At 73.2% G+C, this 22541-nt stretch carries 20 protein-coding genes and 2 pseudogenes; 13 read left to right on the forward strand and 9 right to left on the reverse strand.

Annotated features, from left to right (window positions below):
• Positions 1-30: 30 nt before the first annotated feature.
• The 3 genes from P8T65_RS42655 to P8T65_RS42665 all read right to left on the reverse strand — a co-directional run bounded on the left by P8T65_RS42655 (position 31) and on the right by P8T65_RS42665 (position 5553).
• The gene (locus tag P8T65_RS42655; RefSeq protein ID WP_399102488.1) at positions 31-2361 is read right to left on the reverse strand and encodes a S9 family peptidase; all 2331 of its coding nucleotides are present in this window, start codon (positions 2359-2361) and stop codon (positions 31-33) included.
• Positions 2334-4118: an N-acetylglutaminylglutamine amidotransferase gene (locus P8T65_RS42660; RefSeq protein ID WP_316730816.1), complete on the reverse strand. Its 1785-nt coding sequence runs from the start codon at positions 4116-4118 to the stop codon at positions 2334-2336. The genes P8T65_RS42655 and P8T65_RS42660 overlap by 28 nt, the downstream gene beginning before the upstream one ends.
• Positions 4119-4362: 244 nt before the next feature.
• A complete protein-coding gene (locus P8T65_RS42665; protein WP_316730817.1) occupies positions 4363-5553 on the reverse strand; it encodes a glutamate--cysteine ligase in 1191 nt (396 codons plus the stop codon).
• A gap of 253 nt (positions 5554-5806) precedes the next feature.
• Here P8T65_RS42665 and P8T65_RS42670 point away from each other — a divergent pair, with 253 nt between their 5' ends.
• The 6 genes from P8T65_RS42670 to P8T65_RS42695 all read left to right on the forward strand — a co-directional run bounded on the left by P8T65_RS42670 (position 5807) and on the right by P8T65_RS42695 (position 10732).
• A complete protein-coding gene (locus tag P8T65_RS42670) occupies positions 5807-6421 on the forward strand; it encodes a dihydrofolate reductase family protein (RefSeq protein ID WP_316731898.1) in 615 nt (204 codons plus the stop codon).
• Positions 6422-6533: 112 nt separating this feature from the next.
• The gene (locus P8T65_RS42675) at positions 6534-7094 is read left to right on the forward strand and encodes an RNA polymerase sigma factor (RefSeq protein ID WP_184897548.1); all 561 of its coding nucleotides are present in this window, start codon (positions 6534-6536) and stop codon (positions 7092-7094) included.
• Positions 7091-7921 (forward strand): zf-HC2 domain-containing protein, encoded by an 831-nt coding sequence (locus tag P8T65_RS42680; RefSeq protein ID WP_316730818.1) that lies wholly within the window; start codon positions 7091-7093, stop codon positions 7919-7921. The genes P8T65_RS42675 and P8T65_RS42680 overlap by 4 nt, the downstream gene beginning before the upstream one ends.
• Before the next feature lie 50 nt (positions 7922-7971).
• Complete coding sequence (locus tag P8T65_RS42685; RefSeq protein WP_316731899.1) at positions 7972-8778, forward strand: ABC transporter ATP-binding protein; 807 nt, start codon at positions 7972-7974, stop codon at positions 8776-8778.
• Complete coding sequence (locus P8T65_RS42690; RefSeq protein ID WP_316730819.1) at positions 8775-10157, forward strand: hypothetical protein; 1383 nt, start codon at positions 8775-8777, stop codon at positions 10155-10157. The genes P8T65_RS42685 and P8T65_RS42690 overlap by 4 nt, the downstream gene beginning before the upstream one ends.
• Positions 10154-10732, forward strand: a complete 579-nt coding sequence (locus P8T65_RS42695; RefSeq protein WP_316730820.1) for a hypothetical protein — start codon at positions 10154-10156, stop codon at positions 10730-10732. The genes P8T65_RS42690 and P8T65_RS42695 overlap by 4 nt, the downstream gene beginning before the upstream one ends.
• A gap of 36 nt (positions 10733-10768) precedes the next feature.
• Here P8T65_RS42695 and P8T65_RS42700 read toward each other — a convergent pair whose 3' ends face one another.
• Positions 10769-12472 carry a phospholipid carrier-dependent glycosyltransferase gene (locus P8T65_RS42700; protein ID WP_316730821.1) on the reverse strand — a complete coding sequence of 568 codons (1704 nt, stop codon included), beginning with the start codon at positions 12470-12472 and terminating at the stop codon, positions 10769-10771.
• A gap of 226 nt (positions 12473-12698) precedes the next feature.
• Between P8T65_RS42700 and P8T65_RS42705 the strand changes: the two genes are divergently transcribed.
• Both P8T65_RS42705 and P8T65_RS42710 read left to right on the forward strand, forming a co-directional pair.
• Positions 12699-13553, forward strand: coding sequence for a GNAT family N-acetyltransferase (locus P8T65_RS42705; protein WP_316730822.1), 855 nt, complete (start codon positions 12699-12701; stop codon positions 13551-13553).
• A 200-nt stretch (positions 13554-13753) separates the two neighbouring features.
• Positions 13754-14317, forward strand: coding sequence for a hemerythrin domain-containing protein (locus tag P8T65_RS42710; RefSeq protein WP_316730823.1), 564 nt, complete (start codon positions 13754-13756; stop codon positions 14315-14317).
• A gap of 188 nt (positions 14318-14505) precedes the next feature.
• On the opposite strand, the gene P8T65_RS42715 is transcribed toward P8T65_RS42710, so the two are convergent.
• From P8T65_RS42715 to P8T65_RS42740, 5 genes and pseudogenes are all read right to left on the reverse strand, one after another.
• Positions 14506-14676, reverse strand: a complete 171-nt coding sequence (locus P8T65_RS42715; RefSeq protein WP_316730824.1) for a hypothetical protein — start codon at positions 14674-14676, stop codon at positions 14506-14508.
• An 89-nt stretch (positions 14677-14765) separates the two neighbouring features.
• Positions 14766-15660 (reverse strand): annotated as a pseudogene (locus P8T65_RS42720) (SDR family oxidoreductase).
• Between the two features lie 321 nt (positions 15661-15981).
• Entirely contained in the window at positions 15982-16668 is a 687-nt protein-coding gene (locus P8T65_RS42725) for a GAF and ANTAR domain-containing protein (RefSeq protein WP_399102498.1), read from the reverse strand.
• A gap of 256 nt (positions 16669-16924) precedes the next feature.
• Positions 16925-17503 (reverse strand): annotated as a pseudogene (locus tag P8T65_RS42735) (SDR family oxidoreductase); the annotation flags it as partial.
• Between the two features lie 32 nt (positions 17504-17535).
• On the reverse strand, positions 17536-17679 hold the full coding sequence (locus P8T65_RS42740) for a hypothetical protein (RefSeq protein ID WP_316730826.1): 144 nt from the start codon (positions 17677-17679) through the stop codon (positions 17536-17538).
• 258 nt (positions 17680-17937) lie between these two features.
• Between P8T65_RS42740 and P8T65_RS42745 the strand changes: the two genes are divergently transcribed.
• The 5 genes from P8T65_RS42745 (at position 17938) to P8T65_RS42765 (ending at position 22515) form a co-directional block, all read left to right on the forward strand.
• Positions 17938-19092, forward strand: coding sequence for an aromatic acid exporter family protein (locus P8T65_RS42745; RefSeq protein WP_316730827.1), 1155 nt, complete (start codon positions 17938-17940; stop codon positions 19090-19092).
• Positions 19093-19271: 179 nt separating this feature from the next.
• Complete coding sequence (locus tag P8T65_RS42750; protein WP_316730828.1) at positions 19272-19739, forward strand: hypothetical protein; 468 nt, start codon at positions 19272-19274, stop codon at positions 19737-19739.
• 58 nt (positions 19740-19797) lie between these two features.
• A complete protein-coding gene (locus tag P8T65_RS42755) occupies positions 19798-21582 on the forward strand; it encodes a hypothetical protein (protein WP_316730829.1) in 1785 nt (594 codons plus the stop codon).
• 49 nt (positions 21583-21631) lie between these two features.
• Positions 21632-21964 carry a hypothetical protein gene (locus P8T65_RS42760; RefSeq protein ID WP_316730830.1) on the forward strand — a complete coding sequence of 111 codons (333 nt, stop codon included), beginning with the start codon at positions 21632-21634 and terminating at the stop codon, positions 21962-21964.
• Entirely contained in the window at positions 21961-22515 is a 555-nt protein-coding gene (locus tag P8T65_RS42765) for a hypothetical protein (RefSeq protein ID WP_316730831.1), read from the forward strand. The genes P8T65_RS42760 and P8T65_RS42765 overlap by 4 nt, the downstream gene beginning before the upstream one ends.
• The last annotated feature ends 26 nt before the right edge of the window (positions 22516-22541 follow it).

Raw genomic sequence — 22541 nt, forward strand, 5'->3', positions numbered from 1 at the left:
AGTGCACGACCGGTGTGACCGGTCGGCGGTCTACTCGGCGATGTGGCGCTGGAGCCAGTCGGCGGCGGTCCGGCGGAAGATCCTGCGGCTGTCCGCGCGCAGGAAGTCGTGGCCCTCGTCGCGGAGCAGCAGCAGTTCCGCCCGCAGACCGCGCTCCCGGGCCGCGCGGACGAACTGCTCGGACTCGCCGAGCGGCACATTGGTGTCGTGCTCCCCGTGGACCGTGAGGACGGGGACGCGCAGGGCGTCCACGCGGGTCATCGGGGACAGCGCGTGCAGCAGTTCACGGTCGTGCTCCGGATGGCCGTACTTGTGCGCGGCCGACTCCGCGATCCACGGCTCCGTACCGGCGTAGAAGGTCGCGAAGTCGGACATGCCGCAGGCCGCGACGCCGGTGCGGAAGAGGTCCGGGTGCCACACGAGGGACGCCATCACCAGGTAGCCGCCGTAGGAGCGCCCCATCACGGCCAGCCGCCGGGGATCGGCGAGACCGGCGACGACGACATGGGCCGCGCAGACGGCGACGTCCTCGATCGCGGCGAACCGGCCCGTCCCGAGGTCGGCGTCGACGAACGACCGGCCGTGCCCCGACGAGCCGCGCACGTCCGGCGCGAAGACGTCGAGGCCCCGGCCCAGCAGCTCGTGGTAGAGCGGGTTGAACACCGGCCGCTCCTGCTCCTCCGGTCCGCCGTGCAGATGGATCACACAGGGCGCGGGCTCCCCGGCTCCCCGGTCGGGAGCCCGGTAGTACCAGCCGCTCAGCGGCAGTCCGTCCCGCGCGACGGGCCGCAGCGGCACGGGCCGTACGGGCGGGCGGCCGGGCGGGACCGCGTCCTCGTCCCGGGACGACCACGCGGTCCGTCGTGCGGTGCCGTCGGGGAACCACCACACCCCGGGGCGGCGCTGCGAGCCGGACAGGGCCAGCACGAGTCCCGCCCGCCCGTCGACGCGCGGGATGCGCGTCACGACCTCGTGCGGCAGCGACACCGTCCGCGACGGCCCCACCCGGGCCTCCCCGGCGGACGTCGGCGACACGGAGGCGACCTCCAGCTCGGTGGCGCCGCGCACGTTCCAGGCGAGGGCAGCGGTGTACCCGTCGTGGCCGAGTGCCAGCAGCTCCAGTCCGCAGTCCGCGCGCTCGGCGGCGACGCTCCGCCCCAGGGCCGCGCCCTCGGCGTCGAGGCGGACGGCGAACAGCGCGGCGAACTCACGGGTCGCGTCGCTGCGCAGCCACAGCGTCGTACCGTCCGGGGAGAACCGGCCGATCCACGGGTCCCCGTCGGCGACGTGCAGGGCGAAGGCGGTCCGCAGATCGCCGGTCCGGACGACGAGGGCCTCGCGGCGGCCGCGAGGCCCCCGGCGCAGGAGGGCCAGCCGCCCGTCCCTGCTGATGTCGCACACGCGCAGGGTCGCCGCGCCGCGTTCCACCGCCAGCAGGGTGGGCGCCGCCACGCCCAGGGGGTCGACCAGATAGGCGGCCAGCCCTCCGCCCGACGTCCTCTCGCGGGCCGTCCCGCCGTCCCTCTCGTGGGCGCCGGCCGTCCCCGCGTCGCCCCGGTCCTCGGGGGCCCGCGTGTCGCGGCCGGACCCGGAGCCGGCCTCGCCGTGGTGCGGGCCGCCCAGGAGCACGGCCCGGCCGTCACGGGTGGCCCAGCCCGGCGGGCGGGGCGCGGTGTAGGTGTCCGGATCGGCGAGGCCGGGGCCCGTGGGCGCAGCCCACTCCTCCCCTTCGGCCCCGCCGGGCGTGCGGACCGGCTCGGCGACGGTGACGGCGACGGCCGTACCGTCGTGCTGCCAGCAGCCCAGATACGCGGAGCTGCCCGGTTCGGCACCGGCGAGGATGCGCCGCCCGGTCCCGTCCGGCCGTACGCACAGCACCCTGGTGTGCTCGCCGCCTCCCGGTGCGGTGGTGTAGGCGATCCAGCGACCGTCGGGCGACCAGGCCACCTCCTTGACCGGGTGGGGATCGGAGTCCAGCAGATGGACCTCGTCCCCGCCGACCGGCCCGGTCCACAGCTGGGGGACCCCGCTCCGGTCGCAGATGAACGCGACGTACCTGCCGCTCGGGTCCACCGACGGGTACCAGCAGCCGTGCGATCGCAACGGCTGTGGCGTGTCCAGCGGGGCGGCGGTGTCCGGCAGCGGGACCGGCACCGGGGCCGTGGCGTCCGCCGGCGTCGGCACGAGGGCCGTGCCTGCCTGGCCGTTCGTTCCCGGCGCCCCTGGGGCCGCGGCGGCCGGACCGTGCTCCTCGGGGCGCCACGGCGTCCCGTCGACGAGGTCCTCGCCGACGGGGGAGGGGCGGGGGGAGCCCGTGAGGGGGTGCGCCCCGGTCACCTGATTCCGTGCGTTTGCAGCCATATCTCCAGCAAAGCTACCTGCCACAGCTCGTTCGCCCCACGCCTGGCGCGGTGTTCGTCCGGGGCCGCCAGCAGCCTGGCCACGTAGGCGTCCCGGAAGATGCCGCGTGACCTGGCCTCGGGCGCGGACAGGGCCTCACGGACCCGCCCCAGCACGGATCCCGCCATGTGCTTGACGGCGGGGACCGGGAAGTACCCCTTCGGCCGGTCGACGACCTCGGTGGGCAGGACCTCGCGGCCCGCGGCCTTGAGCACCCCCTTCCCGCCGTCGGCGAGCTTCAGCTCCGGTGGGCAGACGGCGGCCAGCTCCACGAGTTCGTGGTCGAGGAACGGGACGCGGGCCTCCAGGCCCCAGTCCATGGTCATGTTGTCCACGCGCTTGACCGGGTCGTCGACGAGCATCACCTCGGCGTCGAGTCGCAGTGCCGCGTCGAGCGCGGTCTCGGCGCCGGGGCGCGCCATGTGGGTGCGCACGAAGCGGCCGGAGACGTCGTGATCGGGCAGCACGTGCGGTTGCAGCATGCCGGCGAGGTCGGAGTGCGACCGGTCGAAGTACGTCTCGGCGTACGCCTCGGCCGCCCGCTCTCTCGGGGCGGCGGCGATGTCCGGGTACCAGTGGTAGCCGGCGAAGACCTCGTCGGCGCCCTGGCCGCTCTGCACGACCTTCACCTCCTTCGCGACCTGTTCGGAGAGCAGGTGGAAGGCCACCACGTCATGGCTGACCATCGGCTCGCTCATCGCCTCGATCGCCGCGTCCAGGGCCGTCGACACCCGGTCCGAGGGCACCATCAGCTGGTGGTGGTCGGTGCCGAAGTGCCGGGCGACCAGGTCCGAGTAGGGGAACTCGTCGCCCTCCTCGCCGCCCTCGGACTCGAAGCCCACGCTGAACGTCGCGAGATCGCGCTGCCCCTCGTCGGCCAGCAGCGCCACGATCAGGCTGGAGTCGAGGCCGCCGGACAGGAGGACGCCCACGGGCACGTCGGCGACCATGCGCCGGCGGACGGCGGCGCGCAGCGCTTCGAGCACCGCGTCCCGCCAGTCGTCCGCGTCCATCCCCGTGTCCCCGGGCCGACGGGTGTACGGCGGCTGCCAGTAGCGGATGTCGCGGTGGCTGCCGTCGGGCTCCACCACCCGCACGGTCGCCGCGGGAAGCTTGCGCACGCCCGCGAGCACGGTGTGCGGCGCGGTCACCGTGGCGTGCCAGCTCAGGTACTGGTGCAGCGCGACCGGGTCGAGCGAGGTGTCGACGCCGCCGCCCGCCAGGAGCGCCGGCAGCGAGGAGGCGAACCGCAGCCGCCCCGGCGCCTGGGACAGGTACAGCGGCTTGACGCCCAACCGGTCGCGGGCCAGCACCAGGCGTCCGGTGGCCTGTTCGACGATGGCGAAGGCGAACATGCCGTAGAAGTGGTCGACGCAGGAGGTGCCCCACTGCTGGTAGGCCTTGAGCACCACCTCGGTGTCGGAGCCGGAGAAGAAGTGGTGGCCGAGGCGGCGCAGTTCCTCGCGCAACTCCTTGTAGTTGTAGACGCAGCCGTTGAAGACACCGGCGATCCGGCCGGCCGGGTCCGTCATCGGCTGGGCCCCGCACTCGGACAGGTCGATGATCTTCAGCCTGCGGTGACCCAGGGCGACGGCGTTCTGCGACCACAGGCCCCTGCCGTCCGGGCCCCGGGGTGCGAGTCGGTCGGTCATGCGCTCGACGGCTGCCAGGTCGGGCCGCCCGCCGTCGAAGCGGATCTCTCCGCTGAGGCCGCACATCAGACCGCACCTCCTCGCAGGGGGTGACCGTGGGCCGGGCCCGGAGGCGGAGCCTCCATCGGGCACCGGCCGGTTCGTTTCGGGCGCGTCTCCGTCTTGCTGCTGCGCATGCGAGCCACTCCTTGATCACGGTCGGCACCGGCTCCACGGGGCGGACGACGGGTTCTCCGTCCGGGTCTCCGCGCCGTGACCGTTCGCGGGGCGGCGGCCGGTGCCTGTCTCTCCGCACCGCCCCGCGGACGGGTCAGCCGCCGACGGACTCGACCGAGTACGCCGCCGAGGTCCCCGCCGGTCCGGCCCCACCGGCCGCGGCGACGGGCCGGCGGACGGCCCCGGGGCCGGTGCCCTGCCCGTGGTCGCCCCGGGTGTCGGCGACCGCTGCCTTGACGCAGGCGGGCAGGCCTTCCCGCTCGGCGACCTGGCGCAGCCGGTGGGCCGCGCTGCCCCGGGCCAGGGCCTCCTCGGTGAGCGTGCGGACGGTGTCCCAGTCGCCGAGGGCCTCCAGGGCCGGGCGCAGCCTGCGGACCATGGTGTGCACCACCTCGGGAGCGGGCGTGGCGGCGCGCGTGACCGGGTCGACGAGGGTGCCCTCCAAGCCCGCCTGTGCCGCCCGCCAGACCGCGGCCCGCAGCCACTCGTGCCTGCCGTCGCAGCCCGCGCCGGGCCGTTCCAGGCCGGCCCTGGCGTCCTCCACGAGGGCGCGGAAGAGACCGGCTACCAGGACGACCGTCTCGACGCGCGGGCAGGCGTCGCAGATGCGCAGCTCCAGGGTCCGCTGGTGCTCGCTCGGCCGCAGGTCGTAATAGACCATGCCCGGGTCCTTGATCACGCCGGAGCGGATCAGGTCCTCGACGGCGGCGTCGTACTCGGCGGCCCCGCCGAAGCAGCCGACCGGTCCCGCGGTGGGCCAGCGCTGCCACAGCATGGTGCGCCAGCTCGCGTAGCCCGTGTCCGAGCCGAGCCAGAACGGCGAGCTGGCGGACAGGGCCAGCAGCGGGGGCAGCCACGGCGACACCGCGCACATGATCCGCACGGCCGTGTCCCGGTCGGGCACGTCGACATGGACCTGCGCGCTGCACACGAGCTGCTCGTCGGCCACCTTCCGGTACTCGTCGACCAGAGCCCGGTAGCGGAAGTCCGGGGTGGCGTCACCGGGCGTCACCCGCGCGAACGGCACGGTCCCGGCCGCCACGACGGCCAGGCCGAGCCCGGTGGCCGCCTCGTCCAGCCGCCGCCGCGCCCCGCTCAGATCCGCGTGCAGGGAGTCGAGCGCGGAGTGGACGGGGCTGTTCCACTCCACCGCCGACCGTTGGAGCTCGGCCTTGAACTCGGGGCCGGGCAGTCGGCCGAGGACCGCGCCGGCCCCGGGGACCAGTCGCCCGTTCTCCGCGTCCAGAACATGAAACTCTTCCTCTACGCCTACACGAACGGTCACGGCTTCTCCCTCGTCCGTACCCGAGATCGCCCGCCGGGCCGAGGCCCTTCGACGACCGCTGCGTGGTGCGAGTTCCCGACAAACGCACAAATAGTCCCATCTCTGCACGTCCGCCGCCAATGCGTCATGTGTCAGCGGTGCTCCGCCGGTCCTGGCGACGGATGGGGCGGGCGGTGTCGAAAGCGGCGTTCGCCGATCGACGTGAGAGTGAAAGCAGTACGACCCAGGACTTCAGGAGTACCTCACCGTGACCGTGACCGTGACTGCGGATTTGGCCATCTCCCTCGACGGGTACCTCGCCGGCCCCGGCGTCTCACCGGACAACCCGGGCGGCGACGGCGCCGAGCCGCTCTTCGATTGGATCCACAACCTGGCGAGCTGGCGCGAGCGCCAGGGCATGACCGGCGGCGAGGAGAACCGGGACTCCGAGCTGATGCGCGAATGGTTCGATGCCACCGGGGCGGTGATCATGGGCCGCACGATGTACGACCTGGGCGAGGAGTTCTGGGGCGACAACCCGCCGTTCCGGACCCCCGTCTTCGTGCTGACCCACCGCCCGAGGCCCGCCCTGGTCAAGGAGGGCGGCACCACCTTCACCTTCGTCGCCGACGGTGTCCACGGCGCCCTCGACCGGGCGCGGGCCGCCGCCGGGGGTCGCAACGTCGACATCGCGGGCGGAGCGGACACCGTGCGGCAGTACCTCCGCGAAGGGCTCATCGACGAACTGCACCTGCACGTCGTGCCCGCACTCCTCGGGGACGGGCTGCGACTCTTCGACGATCCGGCCGCCGGACGGCGCGACCTCGAGACGGTCGGGGTGGTCCACACCGCGCTCGCCACCCACCTGAAGTACCGCTTCGTGCGGTGATAGGGCTGCCGGACGAGCGCTCCCGCCACCGAGACGTCGAAGCCCTCTGGGGTATGTGACGGGGATCACTCCGGACGGAAAACCCGTCGCGCGGGCGCCACGTCTAGGGGGTGTGAGATCAGTCAGGAAGGCAGCGGGAGAGCCGGACGAGGAACGCCTCGTCCGGCTCGTGGCCAAGGGCGACCGCGCGGCGTTCGACGAGCTGTACCGGCGCACGGCGCCATGGCTGGCGGTGCGGTTGCGGCGCCGCTGCGCCGACGAGCAGATCGTCGCCGAGGTCATGCAGGAGACGTACCTGGCGGTGTGGCGCGCGGCGGGCGCGTTCGCCGGGGCGGCCGTCGGAGGGACCGCCGTCGGCTGGCTGTGGACCATCGCCGCCCGTCGGCTCGTGGACGCCTTCCGGCGCAGGGCCCACCACGCGGAACCCCCGCCCGCGGCCGCCGCGCACCCCGTGGCGCCCGCCGCCGAGGACGAGGCGCTCGCGGCGACCGTCGGCGGCGACGTCGGGGACGCGCTGCGCCGTCTCGCGCCCGAACTCAGGGCGGTACTGCAGGCCATGGTGCTCGACGGGCTCACCGTCCGGGAGACCTCGGTCCTGCTCGGCGTGCCCGAGGGCACGGTCAAGACCCGTGCCCGCCGGGCCCGGACCGAGATGCGAAAGGCCCTGGCATGAGTGTGGAGCACGCGTCGACGCGGCTCATCGACGGTTACGCGCGCGGGGACACCGGCCTCGCCACCGACGAGGTCTGGGCCCTGGAAGCACATCTGGAGGCCTGCCGCACCTGCCGGGACCGGCTGTCGGCTGCCGTCACGGCGAGCGCGCCCGCCGTGGCCGCCCTGGTCGGCACCGTATGGGCCGACCTCGAACCCCGGCTGGCCGCCACCGCCACCATGCCCCGCAGGAGACGGCTGGGCGCCCGGCTGTCGACCTGGCTGACGCCCACGACGGTGCCGTGGCTGGCCATGGTCATGAGCGTCACCCTGATCGCGCTGCTGTTCGATCTCGCCGACCCCGGCACGGGACCCGGCTCCCGCGAGGTGTCGCTGGTGCTGCTGTTCTCCCCCGTCCTGCCCGTGCTCGGCGTCGCGGCCTCCTGGGCACGCGGCCTGGACCCGGCGTACGAGCTGACGGCCTCCGTGCCCCGGGCCGGGCTCCCCCTGGTGCTGCGGCGCACCGTGGCCGTGCTCGTCCTCGTCGTGCCCGCGCTGTTCGTGGGCGGATGGGCGACGGGGGTGACGGCCGCCCAGTGGCTGCTGCCCTGTCTGGCGTTCACCTCGACGACCCTCGCACTCGGCGGACTCGTCGGCGTGACCCGAGCCGCCCTCGCGCTGGTCGCGGTGTGGGCCGCCGTGGTCGTGGCGCCGACCCTGGCCACCGGCCGCACACCCCTCGCTCTCCGGACGGACGGCATGCCCGTGTGGGGGCTGATCCTCGCGCTAGGCGTCGGCGTCGTGATCGCCCGCAGGGGCGCCTACTCCGTGCTGGGAGCCCATCGATGACCCCGAAGACGACCACCAAGACGACCACCGACGGGAAGGAACCACACGTGATGACCGCGCTGACCGCGGCCGACCTCGCGCCGACGCCCTACGCCTGGGAGATCCGGGCCACGGGGCTGAAGGTGAGGGCCGGGCGGAAACGGATGGCCGTCGACGGGCTCGACCTGTCGCTCGGCACCGGCGTGCACGGCCTGCTCGGACCCAACGGGGCCGGCAAGACCACCCTCATCCGGGCGCTGGCCACCGTGCTGCGCCCCGCCGAGGGCACCCTGGAACTGCTGGGCGAGTTCGCCGGCGGACTCGGCGAACACCGGGCAATGCGCCGCCGGATCGGCTATCTGCCGCAGGAGTTCGGCTATTACAAGCGCTTCACCGTGCGCGAGTTCATCGAGTACATGGCATGGCTGAAGGAGGTCCCGAAGGCGGACATCCCCGGCGCCGTGCAGCGGGCGATCGAACGGGTCGGCCTCGCCGACCGCGCCGACGAGCGGATGAAGGCCCTCTCGGGCGGCATGGTGCGGCGCGTCGGGATCGCCCAGGCCATCGTCAACGACCCGGCGATCCTGCTCCTCGACGAGCCGACCGTCGGCCTGGACCCCGCCCAACGGCTGCGCTTCCGTGAGCTGTTGCAGGAGCTGGGCACGGACACCTGTGTCGTCGTCTCGACCCATCTGGTGGAGGATGTCGCCGCCGCCTGCACCGACGTGGTCCTCTTCGCCGAGGGCCGGCTCGTCTTCCAGGGCACCCCCGACGAGCTGGCCGCCGCGGGCGGTCCCGAGCACGTGGGCGACAGCCCGCTGGAGCGGGGCTACTCGGCGCTGCTGCTCGACCCCCGCCAGGAGAGGGGCACCTGGTGAACGGCCGTGTCCTGCGCATCGAGCTGAGGCGCTCCGTCGCCCCCTGGGCCGGCGTCGTGTCCCTCTGCGTCGCCCTGGCGTTCCTGTACCTGGTGAGCGGACCGTGGTGGAAGGGTTCAGCGCCGTGGACGAGCCAGTGGACGTCCCTGGCCCTGTGGACCCGGTTCCTGCTGGCCGTCCTGTGGCCGCTCGCGCTGGCGCTCGGCGCCCTCCAGGGGCTGCGCGACCACCGCTCCCGCATGACCGAGCTGCTGACGAGCACCCCACGGCCCGCCCGGCAGCGGGCGGTCACGACCGCGGGCGCCACGGTGATCACGTTGACCGCGGCCTTCACACTCGTCGTCCTCCTGGGCGCGGTCCAAGTGATCGGCAACACCGAGTACACGCACCTCGGCTGGCTGCCGATCTCGCTGGTCGCCGTGCTCGCGCTCGTCGCGGGGGCCCTGCTCGGCATGGGCATCGGACGCAGCCTCCCCTCCCCGCTGACCCCGCCCGCACTGGCCGTGGCCGCCTTCGTCTTCGTCAACCTGCTGCGGATGTCGACGGAGTCGGCCGTGCCGACGGCTGTCTCGGGGCCGACCGGCGTCGCCCTGCTGTCACCGGCGGTGGACGAGACGCTCAACGTGTTCCTGACCCTCTCCGCCCCCGTGCACCTGGGCCAGACGGTCTGGCTGCTCGGCATGGCCGTGACCGGTTTCGCCCTGCTGGCCGCTGCCACGCCGCGCGCCCGGCTGCTCGCCCTCGCGCCCGTCCTGGCGGGCGCCGTGATCGCCCTGCTCGTCCTGCCCGCCGACCCCCGTCGGGTGTACGTCGTCGACGAGGCCGCCGCGGCCCAGGTGTGCGACGGACCGGTGTGCGTGGCCGCCGTCCACCAGGAGCGCCTGCCGGACCTCGCGGACCCGGGGAAGAAGGCGCTGCGCCACCTGCGGGACGTCCTCGGCGGCGAGGCACCGACCACCGTCCGGGAGAGCACCGCGCAACGGGGGATCTTCGACGCGCCGGAACGGTCACGTACGGCCGTCCTCTTCGACTTCGGCGACAGCGTGATCGCCGACGCCGAGGGCGAGCAGCTGACACGGGCCCTCCTCGGGCAGGGCATGGCGCCGGTCTGCTTCGCCCGCAGCGCCCGCGAGAGCGGCACGGTCGGTGAACTCGCGGCACAGGGCGTCGTGGCCGGCTGGGTCCTCGGCGATCTGCGGCCCTTCGAGGGCGCCATGCACCCGCAGAGCGCCCAACTCGCCACGGCCGGACCGGTGTTCAAGGAACTCAAGGCCCTGCCATGGTCCGAGCAGGTCGCCCGCGTCAAGGCCGCGCACACCGCCGCGGTCTCCTGCTCGGGCGACCCGCTCACCATCCTGGACGGCGGTACGGCCCGATGAGATGGCTGACCCTGTACGCGCGCTCCCGGCAGGTGCCCGCGTCGCTCGCCGCCGTCCTGTTCAGCGCGGCCGCGGTGTGGGCGCTGGTCGCCCGGGACGGCGGCGGGGGAGCGGTCGATCCGAGGACGCCCGTGTTCGTCCTCGTCGCCGGGGTGACGGCCGCCTCGATCGGGCTCGGCGGGCAGGACCACGCGCTGGACCGCACGGCCGCGATCGGCTGGCGGCCCCGCAGGGCGGCACATGTGCTGCTCATCGGCACGGTCGTCGCCGCCGTGCTCCTCGCGGTACGGGCGACGGGCACCGACCTGGCCGCCACCGCGTTCGTCGTCCGCGACAGCGCGGGGCTGACGGGGCTCGTCGCCCTCGGAGCGGTCGTGTGCGGGGCACCGTACGCGTGGACCCCGGCGGTCGGCTGGCTGTCGTTCTCGGTCTTCGCCCCGCCCCCTACGAGCCTGCCGACGGAGATCGCGACCTGGATGCTGCTGCCGCCCGGCACGCCCGCGGCCACCTGGACGGCCGTGGCCCTCGCGGTCACCGGCACCACGGTGTACGCCCTCGCGGGCCCGCGACGGTAGCCGCCCGGGTCGGCGGCGGGAGCACGGAGTCGGGGCTCATATCCAGGTGTCGAGCCACATCCGGACCTGCCAGTCGGGATACGGGATCGTGAGGCCCGTGTAGATCGGGAAGAAGTAGACGAAGTTCCAGACTACGAGCAGGACGAGGGTCCCGACCGCCACCGCTCCCCGGTTGCGGCGGTCGGCGCCCGCGCCCGGCGGACCCAGCAGCGCGCCCAGCGTCATGGCCACGGCCAGGCACAGGTACGGCACGAACACGACGGCGTAGAAGGCGAAGATCGTGCGGTCCTGGTAGAAGAACCAGGGCAGGTAGCCGGCGGCCACCGCGCACAGCACCGCGCCCGCGCGCCAGTCCCGGCGCAGTGCCCACCGGAACAGCAGGTACCCGAGGGCGCAGCACGCCGTCCACCACAGCATCGGCGTCCCCAGGGCGAGGATCGCCTGGGAGCAGCCGGTCAGCGCGTGACAGCCGGCCTCACCCGGCTCGGGTGACCGGTACGAGAACAGCACGGGGCGGCCGAGGACCAGCCAACTCCACGGGTTGGACTCGTACTTGTGGTAGGTGTCCAGCCCCACGTTGAACCGGTAGACGGCGGACTCGTAGTGCCACAGGCTGCGCAGCGGCGCCGGGATCCAGGACCAGACGCCGCCGCGGCCGTCCGCCCAGTGCCTGCCGTAGCCGTCGTCGGACAGGAACCAGCCGGTCCATGTCACCAGATACGTCACCGCGGCGACCGGGGCGAGGGAGAGCACGGACCGGCCGAGGTCCTTGCGCAGCACCGCCCGGTACGGGCGGCGTGCCCCCGCGACGCGGCGGGCGCCGACGTCCCACAGCACGGTCAGGACCATGAAGAAGGCCAGGAAGTACAGGCCGTTCCACTTGGTCGAGGCGGCGAGACCCAGACATACACCCGCCGCGAGCCGCCAAGGGCGCCATCCCGCACCGGCGTGGTCCCCGGTGTCCCCGTCCGGGCGGACATGCCCGTCCGGGGCCACCGGCAGCGCCGCCGCGAGCCGGGCCCGGGCGTGGTCCCGGTCGAGCAGCAGGCAACCGAACGCCGCCAGGACGAAGAACATGACGATCAGGTCGAGCAGCGCGGTGCGGCTCATCACGAAGTGCAGACCGTCCACCGCCATCAGCGCGCCGGCCAGACAGCCCAGGAACGTGGAACGGAACAGGCGGCGTCCGACGCGGCAGAGCATCAGGACCGACAGGGTGCCGAGGAGGGCCGTCATGAAGCGCCAGCCGAACGGTTCGAGACCGAACATCCACTCCCCGACGGCGATCACCCACTTGCCCGTCGGCGGGTGTGCGACGAAGGCGCCGGCGTCGGAGAGCGGGATCACCTGCGGGTCGGCCAGCACCTGAGGGTCGGCGACCTTGCGGTCCGGCCAAGTGCCTTCGTAGCCCAGTCGCAGCAGCGACCACGCGTCCTTGGCGTAGTACGTCTCGTCGAAGGCCAGTTCGCGCGGCTGTCCGAGGCGCCAGAAGCGGATCGACCCCGCCAGCAGGGCCACGAGCAGCGGCCCCAGCCACCCCGTCGCACGCGCGATCCGGTACGCGGACGCCGGCCCGAGCCCGACCCGCTCCCAGATCCGGGTCCCCGGCTCCGGGAAGGGCGGCACCAGCCGTTCGCGCAGGTCGCTGAGAGGCCGCCCCACGTACCCGAACGGGCGCAGACGGTCGATCCGGTCGATCCGGTCGAGGGACGCCGTCGTCGGACGGGGGCCGTGGAGCATCGCGGTGACAGCGTCCTTCGAGAGTGTGTACGAACATGGCCTCGCCGCTCACGCGGAGTGGTGCACCCGCTCACGCACCCCCCGCGCGTTCGACTCCGGAGATCGTAATGGGCGTGCGTTCGGCCCCTTCGGGCCGGTGTGTCTCGCACGCCAACGGCCCCCCGACGACCAACTGCCCACCACCGCCCACGAATCCGGATGCGGGACGGCGCCGCCCCGTGGTGGGATGCGGCCCGTGAGCGAATCGTTGCGGGCCCGTATCGAGCGGTACTACACCACCGTGCCGTCGCGGTTCGCGGAGGTCGAGGAGTTCGGGCCGCTGCGGCTCTTCGTACGCAAGGAGCCGGGCGCTCCCTACTACGGCGGGCCCGGTCACGCCCAGCCCATGGTGGGAAGGGCCGCGGCGATCGGTGCCGCCGACATCGCACGGGTCCGGGCCCGACAGCGTGAACTCGGCGTCCCGGAGGCGTTCGAGTGGCTGGCCGAGTCGGCGCCGGCGCTGCGGACCGCGATCGAGGACTCCGGACTGCCGGTGCTGGAACGCCCCTTGATGGCGTTGGACCCGTCCCACCGAGTCGCCCCGCACCCGGTGCCGGAAGGTGTGACCCTCCGGGCGCTGACCGCCGACGATCCCGTGCTGCCCGCGGCCCTCGCCCTGCCGCGGCTGGCCTTCGCGGAGGAGGGCACCGCCGTCGGCGCGGCCGGCCGAGCGGAGTTGGCGGCGGTGGCCCGGGAACTGATCGCGGACGGCACCGTGGAGACGGTCCGCCCCGTGCTCCGCGCCGGGCACAAGGCGCTCGTCGCCGCCATCGCCCCGGACGGTACGCCGCTGGCCGTCGGCCACTTCCATCCGATGGACGGCACCACCGAGATCGGCGGCGTCGGCACCCTGCCCACCGCCCGCCGGCAGGGCCTGGCCGCAGCCGTCACGGCGGCCCTGGTCGCACACGCCCGCGACCACGGGGTGCGCACCGTCTTCCTCGCCTACGCCGAGGACACCGTGGCCCGCATCTACTCCCGTCTGGGCTTCCGCCCCGCCGGTTGCACCCTGCTGATCGCCGACCAGCCCGCCCGGTCGTAGCGGTCGGCAGCGGGCCACCGCCGTGCCGGTGCGGTTCGCCCGCCGACACGGCACTGAGCGCGGCGAACGTCCGTCGGGGGACATTCCAGGAGGGCCGCGTGGCTGGGCCGTTCGCGGGTACTCGGGGTCGCGCCGGGGGCCCGACGAGGCTCGCGGGTACGGATGGCGCAAGCGTCGTAGCGAGGAGAGGAGCGCGAGACATGGGACACGGCGGAGATGTCATCGACGAACTGACCGCGGACCACGGGGAAGTGGAGGAGATGTTCGTCCGGATCGAGGCACTGCCCTCCGGTGATCCCCAGCGCAAGCAGCACATGGACCAGGTCACCATCGAGCTGGTGCGTCACTCGGTCGCCGAGGAGGCATACCTCTACCCGGCCGTACGCGAGCACCTGCCGGACGGCGACGCGATCGCCGACCGTGAGCTGGAGGACCACGCCGAGGCCGAGCGCACCATGAAGGCGCTGGAGCGGTGCGAGGCCGACGACCCGGACTTCGACCTGTTGGCCACCCAGCTGATGGCCGAGATCAGGTCGCACATCCAGGACGAGGAGAACAACCTCTTGCCCAGGCTGCGCGCGGCCTGCTCGGCGGACGCCCTGAACAGTCTCGGGGACAAGGTCCGCACGGCCAAGAAGACGGCCCCGACCCGGCCGCACCCGGCGGCCCCGGACACCCCGCCGGCCAACAAGCTGCTCGCCCCCGGAATGGGCCTCATGGACCGCATGCGGGACGCGCTGTCCGGCCGGGGCAAGGACGACTGACGTGGCACGCGACTGACCACGCGACCGACGAGGCGGACGGCGGCGGGCCGGTGGGGACCAGGATCACCTGGTGGCCACCGGCCCGCCGCCGTCCGCCTCTGCCTACCTCGTCCACCTCGTTGTCCACCTCGTTCGGGACTCGCCGCGCTCGCTACGTGGGTCGACGTCACGTGGGTCGACGTCCGTCGTCAGTCGTCACCCTTCACGATGTGCGAGTCCGTCCCGGCCCCCGCCGCCTGCGTGCGCTCCCGGTCCGTCACGGCCGGCAGGCACAGGCGCACACCCTTCCCGTGTCGGCGCCGGGCCTCTGCCCAGCCGCTCTCGCGGACGACGAGTTTCCCGACGGTGTGCGTGCTCACGGCATCTCATCTTCTTTCCGAACCCGAAGGCGAACCGCTTCCTGCTGTCGCGCCCACGGGTGCCCGGTGCCGGAGCGCCCAAACGGCCCTCAGGGCAGCGGGGTGCCGCCGGTGGCGTTGAGGATCTCCGCGGTGACGAAGCTCGCCCGGTCGGAGGCGAGGAACACGTACGCCGGTGCCATCTCGGCCGGTTGGGCGGGCCTGCCGAGCGGCGCCTGCTTGCCGAACTCCTTCGTGTCCGGGAGCGTCGCCGGGATCAGCGGTGTCCACACCGGTCCCGGCGCCACCGCGTTCACCCGGATGCCGTCCGCGGCGACCATCTGCGCCAGCCCTTGAGTGAACGTCACGATCGCGCCCTTGGTCATGGCGTAGTCGAGGAGGTGCGGACTCGGCTTGTACGCCTGCACGGACGTGGTGTTGATGATCGAGCCGCCCGCCGGGATGTGCGGCAGGGCCTCCCGGCACAGCCAGAACATGCCGTAGAGGTTCGTCCGCACCACCCGGTCGAACTGCTCCGTGGTCATCGCGCCGATGCCGTCGGACTGCGCCATCTTGCACGCGGCGTTGTTGATCAGCACGTCGATCCGGCCGAACTCGTCGACCGCCCGCTCGATCAGGCGACGGCACTGCTCCTCGTCGCGTACGTCGCAGGGGACGGCGATCGCCTTGCGCCCGGCCTCCTCGACGAGCCGGACCGTCTCCCGGGCGTCCTCGGCCTCCTCCGGTAGATGGGTGAAGAGGACGTCCGCGCCCTCCCGGGCGTACGCCAGGGCGACCGCGCGGCCGATACCGGAGTCCCCTCCGGTCAGTACCGTCCTGCGGTCCTGGAGCAGTCCGCTGCCCCGGTAGGAGTCCTCCCCGTGGTCGGGCGGCGGGTCCATCGGGCCGGTCCATCGGGCCGGTCCAGCCGGGATGGTCCTGGTCCTGCTGGGGGAGATCCGGCCGGGGGTGACGCTCGACCGGGTTCCGCACGTCGTCGTTCATGGGTACGGCCCTTCGTCGGGTGGGTGGGCGGAGGACGGTCGCCCCCGCGTGCCCGTGCCGGGTACCCGAACCTGCCTGCTCGACGCCGTACGGACCGGCGGCCCCGGCTGTGGCCGAACCCGTCGGAAGTGGTCGGCGGTTCCGGGGTGTGGGGAGCCGAGGCGGGGGGACCCGGTGGGAAGGCCGGGTTCGACGGCGCTCCCCTGGGGGTCGGCCCGGCCAGGCTTCTCTGGTTCTGACAACGTGCCGGAGGAGCCGTCCCCTGGACGCGTCAGGGGCCCATCCGCCCTGGTGACACGGGCCGGCCCACGCGCCGTGACATCAGAGGCTGCCCTGCTCGCAGACCCGGCGGGCGACCTCGCGGAGCTTGATGTTGTGTTCCTGCGAGAAGCGGCGCAGTACGTCGAACGCCTGCTCCTCGGTCAGCTGGTGGCTGCCCATGAGGATGCCCATGGCCTCGCCGATCACATGGCGGGTGGCGACGGCCCGCTCCAGCTGGGCATGGGTGCGCGCGCTGGAGAAGGCGACCGCCGCGTGCGAGGCCAGCAGCCAGCCGGCCAACTCGCTGATCTCGGTGAACGCGCCGGGCCTGCGCGAGTAGAGATTCAGGGCGCCGAGGTCCTCCTCCTCGGTGAAGAGCAGGAAGCCCATCATGCTGCCCACCCCGAGACGGCGGGCCTGCGGGGCGTAGGCCGACCAGCGCGGCTGCTCGGCGGTGAAGTCGGAGATACGGAAGACCCGCTCGCCCTCCGAATCGCGGGCGGCGTCGAAACAGGGCCCCTCCCGCAGCCGCTCCTGCAGCCGGTCGCTGTCGACGACCAGCTGGTCCGTGGGAGCGAGAGTCTCCGCGGACGTGCCGTGCAGCACGAGGATGCCGGCCGCGTCGCAGCCCTCCACCAGTTCGGTGGCCGAGGCCGTGATCCGCTCCAGTGTGGAGTCGACCGAAGGCTGTGCCAGCAGGTCGCGCGCCATCGACGCCATCTGCTGGGCGAACCGATCCCAGTCCACACCGTCCTCCGTTTCGCCCGGCCTGGGAGATTTCGACGTACCAAGCCTCGCACGCGACCCCGTGGAGAGGCGGCTGCGACAGCCGCCTTCCCGGGGCGGCGCGCGGTACGCCACCGTCTTCACGGTGGGCCCGGGTCACCGGGTGTCGACGATGCCGCCGGTCACGGCGATGACCTCGCCGACCGTGTAGCTGGAGTCGGGCGTCGGAGGCCAGGTAGACGTAGGTCGGCGCGATCTCCTCCGGCTGGGCCTCGCGGCCCAGGGGCGCCTCGCTGCCGATCCGAGCCAGACCCTCGGGCGGCATGTGCTGGTCCGCCTCGTTGAGCGGGGTCCAGGTCGGACCCGGGGCCACCACGTCGGCGCGGACGCCGCGCTCGGCCAGATGCGGGGCGATCGACTTGGTGAGGGTGATCAGCGCCGCCTTGGAGGCCGCTTAGTCGATCATCGTCGTGCTGCCCTTGAGCGCCTCCTCGGTGGTGGTGGCGATCACGGCGTCGCCCGGGTCGAGATGCGGCAGGGCGGCCATGACCAGGAAGTACGCGTAGATGTTGGTCTTGAACGTCCGGTCGAAGTCGTCGGCCGTCAGCTGCTCCCGTTCGAGCTTGCTGTTGAGGTGGGCGGCGTTGCTCACCAGGATGCTCAGCCCGCCGAGCCGGTCCGCGGTCCGCTCCACGGTCTCCCGGCAGAACTCAGTGTCCTTGAGGTCGCCCGGCAGCAACAGGCAGCGCCTGCCCTGCTCCTCCACCTCCTGCCGTACCTGTTCCGCGTCCACGCGCTCCTCCGGCAGATGGACCACGGCGACGTCGGCGCCCTCCCGGGCGTAGAGCAGTGCCACCGCCCGTCCGATGCCGCAGTCGCCGCCGGTGATCAGCGCGACCTTGTCCTTCGGTTCTCCGGCGGCGCGGTGCGCATGTCGGCCTCCAGACCGGGCCGTCGCCGCTTGTCCGAGTCGTAGGGCGGGGAGGGCTCGGCGGTGACCTGCGGTGCGGGCTGTTCGTGCTGGGACGGCAAGGTGTGTGCCTTTCGCCGGCGCTGTCCACGGCGGGGCGCCGTCGGCCGGGCCGCGCGCCGTGCTTGCACGCATCGCGTGCCCACGATGACGAGGACCAAGCGGATGACGGACCAAGCGGATGACGGACCAAGCCGAGGACGATGACCCAGCCGATGCCGGACCAAGGCGGTGCCGGTCCAAACCGTCCACCGTGGCCGTCCGCCGCGGAATCACGATCGGGAGGTGCGGGTCGCCGCTGTCGTGGCACTTGGTGGGGCATGGAGTGGACCGGCAGGGTGATGCGGGCGACACGGCGGCGTGGCGCGGCGGCCGTACGGACGGTGCGGTTGGCGTGGGCCGGACCGGGGCGTGAACGGGATCTGGTGGCGCAGGCCGGCAAGGCGGCGCTGGCCGCCTGGTTGGCGTGGGCGGTCGTGGGCTGGTGGCTCGCGGCTCCCATGGCGTTCGTGGCGCCCTGGGTGGCGGTCGTCCTGGTGGAGTCCACGGTGTTCCGGTCGCTCGCCCACGGGTTGCAGCAGCTCGGGGCCATCGCGGTGGGCACGGTGGTGGCCACCGGCGTGGCCCTGGCAGTGGACCACACGCTGGTCACGACGGCCCTGGTGCTGCCGACGGTGCTGGTGCTGGGCCAGTGGCAACGGCTGGGGAGCCAGGGCGTCTACGCCGCCACGGGCGCGCTCTTCGTGCTGACCGGCGGCCAGGTCACCGTCGCCGCGTCGGCCGCCCGCATCGCGGAGGCGGTCTTCGGCGCGGTGGTGGGTGTCGCGGTCAACGCGCTGATCAGGCCCCCGGTGTATCTGCGCGACACTCGCGCCGCGCTCCGGGACGCGGCCCGGGAGGCCGAGGCGATCCTGGACGCGGTCGCGGAAGGGCTGGCCGCCGGGAAGTGGGAAGGGCACCAGGCGGGGGAGTGGCACGAGCGCGCACTGCGGCTCGGGCGGCTGGTCGACCAGGCGCGGCAGGCCATCGGCTGGAGCAAGGAGAGCATGCGGGTCAACCCATGGGGGCGCCGCAGGCACGCCGTCGCCCCGCCCGGCAAGGCGTACGCCGACGCACTGGCCGTGCTCGACCATGTGGCCGTCCACACCTCGGGCGTGACCCGGACGGTGTGGGAGGTCTCCGACGGCGGGGGGAAGGCCGCGCGTCCGGCCGAGGCGATCGCCCGGCCCTACGCGGACTTCCTGTACCGCACCGCCCGCGCCGTCAGCCTCTACGGACGGACCCGGTTCGCCCAGGGCGGTCACGACGACGCCGGCGCGGAGGAGCTGCGCGAGGTCGTCGGGGAACTCCACCGCACCCTCGACGACTTCCGCGGCCGGCTGCCCGCCGTCGCCGACGACCCCGACGCGCTGGTGACGTACGGGACGCTGCTGGCCCAGGCCCACCGCCTGGCCGATCAGCTCGTCCCGCACTGAGCCGGCGTCGGTCGCGGTGGGCCGCCCGGTAGTTATCCGGTACTTATCCGGGTAGTAAACGGTCATTGTCGATGAATATCGCTCAACTTAGGCGTAGTTGACGAGGCGTCACTACCCTTCGGATACCGAGCGTCACCGAAGGGACGCCTGTCGGTCCATGTTCAGCAGGGGGGGCATTCATGGGTTCCGTTGAGCGGCCTCGCCGCGTCGTCGTCCCGCCGGGCACGTTCGTCCCGTACAGCGGCGCCCGGATCGCCGCGCCGGCCGCGACCGGGCCGGCCGCGACCCGGCAACTGTTCGCCACCCGGACGCCGGAACTCCTCGGCCGGCTGCGGCGGTTGGATGCCGCCGTGGACGACGCCTCGGTCCGGGACATCGCCTCCTGGCTGCACGAGCAGTACGTGAGCCGGGGTGCGCCGGTGCCCGTGGGATTCGTCGCGCCCTGCCTGCTCGGTTCTCCCTACGTGGACCATCGGCTCGGCCTGGACGGGCGGATCCTGGGGCACTGCGCGGCACACGACGTGATGCCGCCCCCGTTCGACGCCGCCCGCATGCTGGCCCGCTCGGGCGCGTACGCGTTCGTCGAGGTGTACGCCGACGGACTGGTGCTGCCCGTGCTGCCCGACGGCAGCGTCGTCAGGCCCTGAGCGGCGCACAGGCGGACCGCGCTTCACCAGAACGACACGGCACGGAACGGAGACCCCCGTGAGCGACATCAACCTCGGGCCGATCATCAGCAGCCTCAACAACCTGGAACGCAAGCTGGACAACTCCGTCCGCTCCCTCGGTGGCCAGATCGAGCAGGTGGACGGTGGGGTCCGAGAGGTCAGAGCGGTACAGGCAGAGACGAGGTCCCGCCTGGAAGAACTCTGCGACGACTTCCAGAAGTACAAGGAGAGATCCGAACGCATCGCCGCCGCCCAGCGCGCCGAGACCCGGATCGTCCGCATCAACGACGAGATCGAGCACACCTACGGCCATCACAAGGTCGTCCGCCGCTCCGCCACCGGCATCCTCCAGGCCTTCGACACCGGACTCGTCCAGGAGGAGACGGTCCGGCAGGTCAGCGAGGAGCTGATGATCCAGACGCCGCGCTACTGGCTGGCCCCCGCCCTGGTCGGGCTGGCCGCCTGGGCGGGCGACGACGAGGCGCTGTGCGCGCGGGCCGTGGAGGAGGCGTTTCGGCGCTCGACCTCGAAGACCTCGCTCTTCTTCGCCCTGATCCTGCGCAGACAGGGGCGGCAGGACGCGTCCGTGCGCTGGCTGCGGCACTATCTGGAGGGCCAGGACCCCCGGGTGCTCGGCCGGGAGTTCCAGGTCGTCCTGGAGTGCGTCTCCCAGGGCGCCTTCGGGGCGCGGGGACGTCAACTGCTCGGCGAGACCCTGGAGGAGTGGCGGCAGCGCCTGCTCGACGACGACGCCGTACGCGCCGCCCAGGTGGCGCGCTGGCGTCAGGAGATCGACGCCCTGCGCGCCCCCTCGGCCGCCGACGACCTCCCGCGCCTGGCCGATGTGTGCCCGCAGTGGCCGGTGCTGGACGACCTCCTCGCCCGCGCCCGCGCGCACGAAGCACTCCTCGCCCGCTTCCGCGCCCTCATGGAGAGCGAACTCCTGCCCGCCTCCCACCTGGAGGACACCGTCGACGACATCCTCGACGGTCTGGTCCGCAACTCGGACGAGGAGGAACTCCCCCTGCAACGCGAGCTGTTGCTCAACGAGGCCATCGTGCGCCACGAGGGGGACGAGGACGCCGCCCGCCAGGAGGTGGACATGCGGTCCGAGGCGCTGGACGAGACCCGCAACTACCTGAGCGTGCAGTCGGTCGCCGCCCTCGACCCCACGGCCGTGGGCGCCTCGCCGGCGGCGCAGCGCATGGCCGTCGCGTCGTGCCAGGAGTGGTTCGCGCAGGCGCACGCCGGATTCAGCCGCGACTACCGGGCCGCGATGCCCCCGAAGATCGAGATCTCCCTGCGCAACACCTACGGCGTCAGCCACGGCACCCAGCGCTTCAAGCTCACCACCTGGACCAAGCCGCTCACCGACGACCTGCCCGACCTGGAGGCGTCGTTGACCCGGCACTGGAGCGGCTACGTCGACCTGTACATCAAGTCGCTCGCCTACAACTACACCTCCCAGCTCGCCCTCCTCGGTGCCACGGTCGCCGCCATCCTCATGGTCTTCCTCGGCGTGAACGTCGGCTTCGCCTTCCTCGCGGCGATCGCCGTCGGAGGGATCTGGGGGATCGTCCTGCACAACCGTGCCGAAGCCGGGCGCACCGCGCAGGAGAAGGCCCGTGAACTGCTCAGCCGGCACATGGCGGAGGCACTCGGCCGGCTCCGGGGCGCCCACGCCGAACTCACCGACTGGCAACAGCAGTACTGGGCGGCCGACTTCGTCGAGGCCGAGGCCCGCACCTTCATCGCGTCCCTGAACACCGCGACCAACGCGCCCTCCCCGTTCGAGGGCCGCGTCGTCGGAACCGGCGAGTGAGACCACCGGGACCACCCGCAGTGGCCGAGACCACCGAGAGGAAACGACCATGAGTGACGATCTCGCCTTCTCGCCGGACGGGACGCCGCCCTGGCTCAGACCGGAGATCCCGGAGCACCTGCGCCCGCTCGCCATGCCCCCCAGGCCGGCCCAGCCGCCGGACCTCCCCGAACAGAGCGACCCCGCCGCCCCACCGCCGCCCGGCCCCGCGGCACCGTCCCCCGCACCCGCCCCCTGGGCCTCAAGACCGGCCCGGCCGCCGGGGCAGCCCACGCCCGATCCCGTCACCCGACGGCTGCGGCGGACCGTGACCGACCTCCCGGCCTGGGACCCCCTGCCGCCCGGTGAACAACTCGTACGCCGACCGCAGAGGGACCTGTGAACCGCGCCCGGTGGGGAGGCGACAGCGACTACCTGAGCTGGGCGCGCACCCTGGACGAATGGGCCGACGGTGCCCGCCCCGATCCCCTCCAGCTTCCCCCGCTGTCCCCCGACGACCTGCCCGCCGACACCTGGCAGCGGTTGCTCGCACGCATCGCCTCCGCCGTCGACCGCCGCCTCCAGGGCGGACTGGACCTGATGGTGCGTGAGGTGAACGACGCGGCCGACGAGTTCTCGGTGGGCCGGGCCCTTACCCGTGGCCGCGACGTGCTGCGCTCCGTCCGCTCCGTCGTCACCCACCCGAGCCTGCCCGCCGATTTCCGCGCCCGCATGGCGACCCTCATGGACGAGCACACCCGCCGACTGCAGGAGGAACTCGAACGGGGTGTGCGGGCCCTGCTCGCGGACGGCGCCGATCCCCACGCCGTCGAGACCCGGCGCCGCACCCTGCGCGACAACCCCCTCACCGCCGTCCTGTCCGAACCCTCCGCCCCGCCCCCGGCCGGCTGGTACGAGCCGACCGGACGACGGCGCATCGTCACCCCCGACTGACGGCAACGGCACCCCGGAGACCCACC

The organism is Streptomyces sp. 11x1 (assembly GCF_032598905.1).
Lineage (GTDB): Bacteria > Actinomycetota > Actinomycetes > Streptomycetales > Streptomycetaceae > Streptomyces.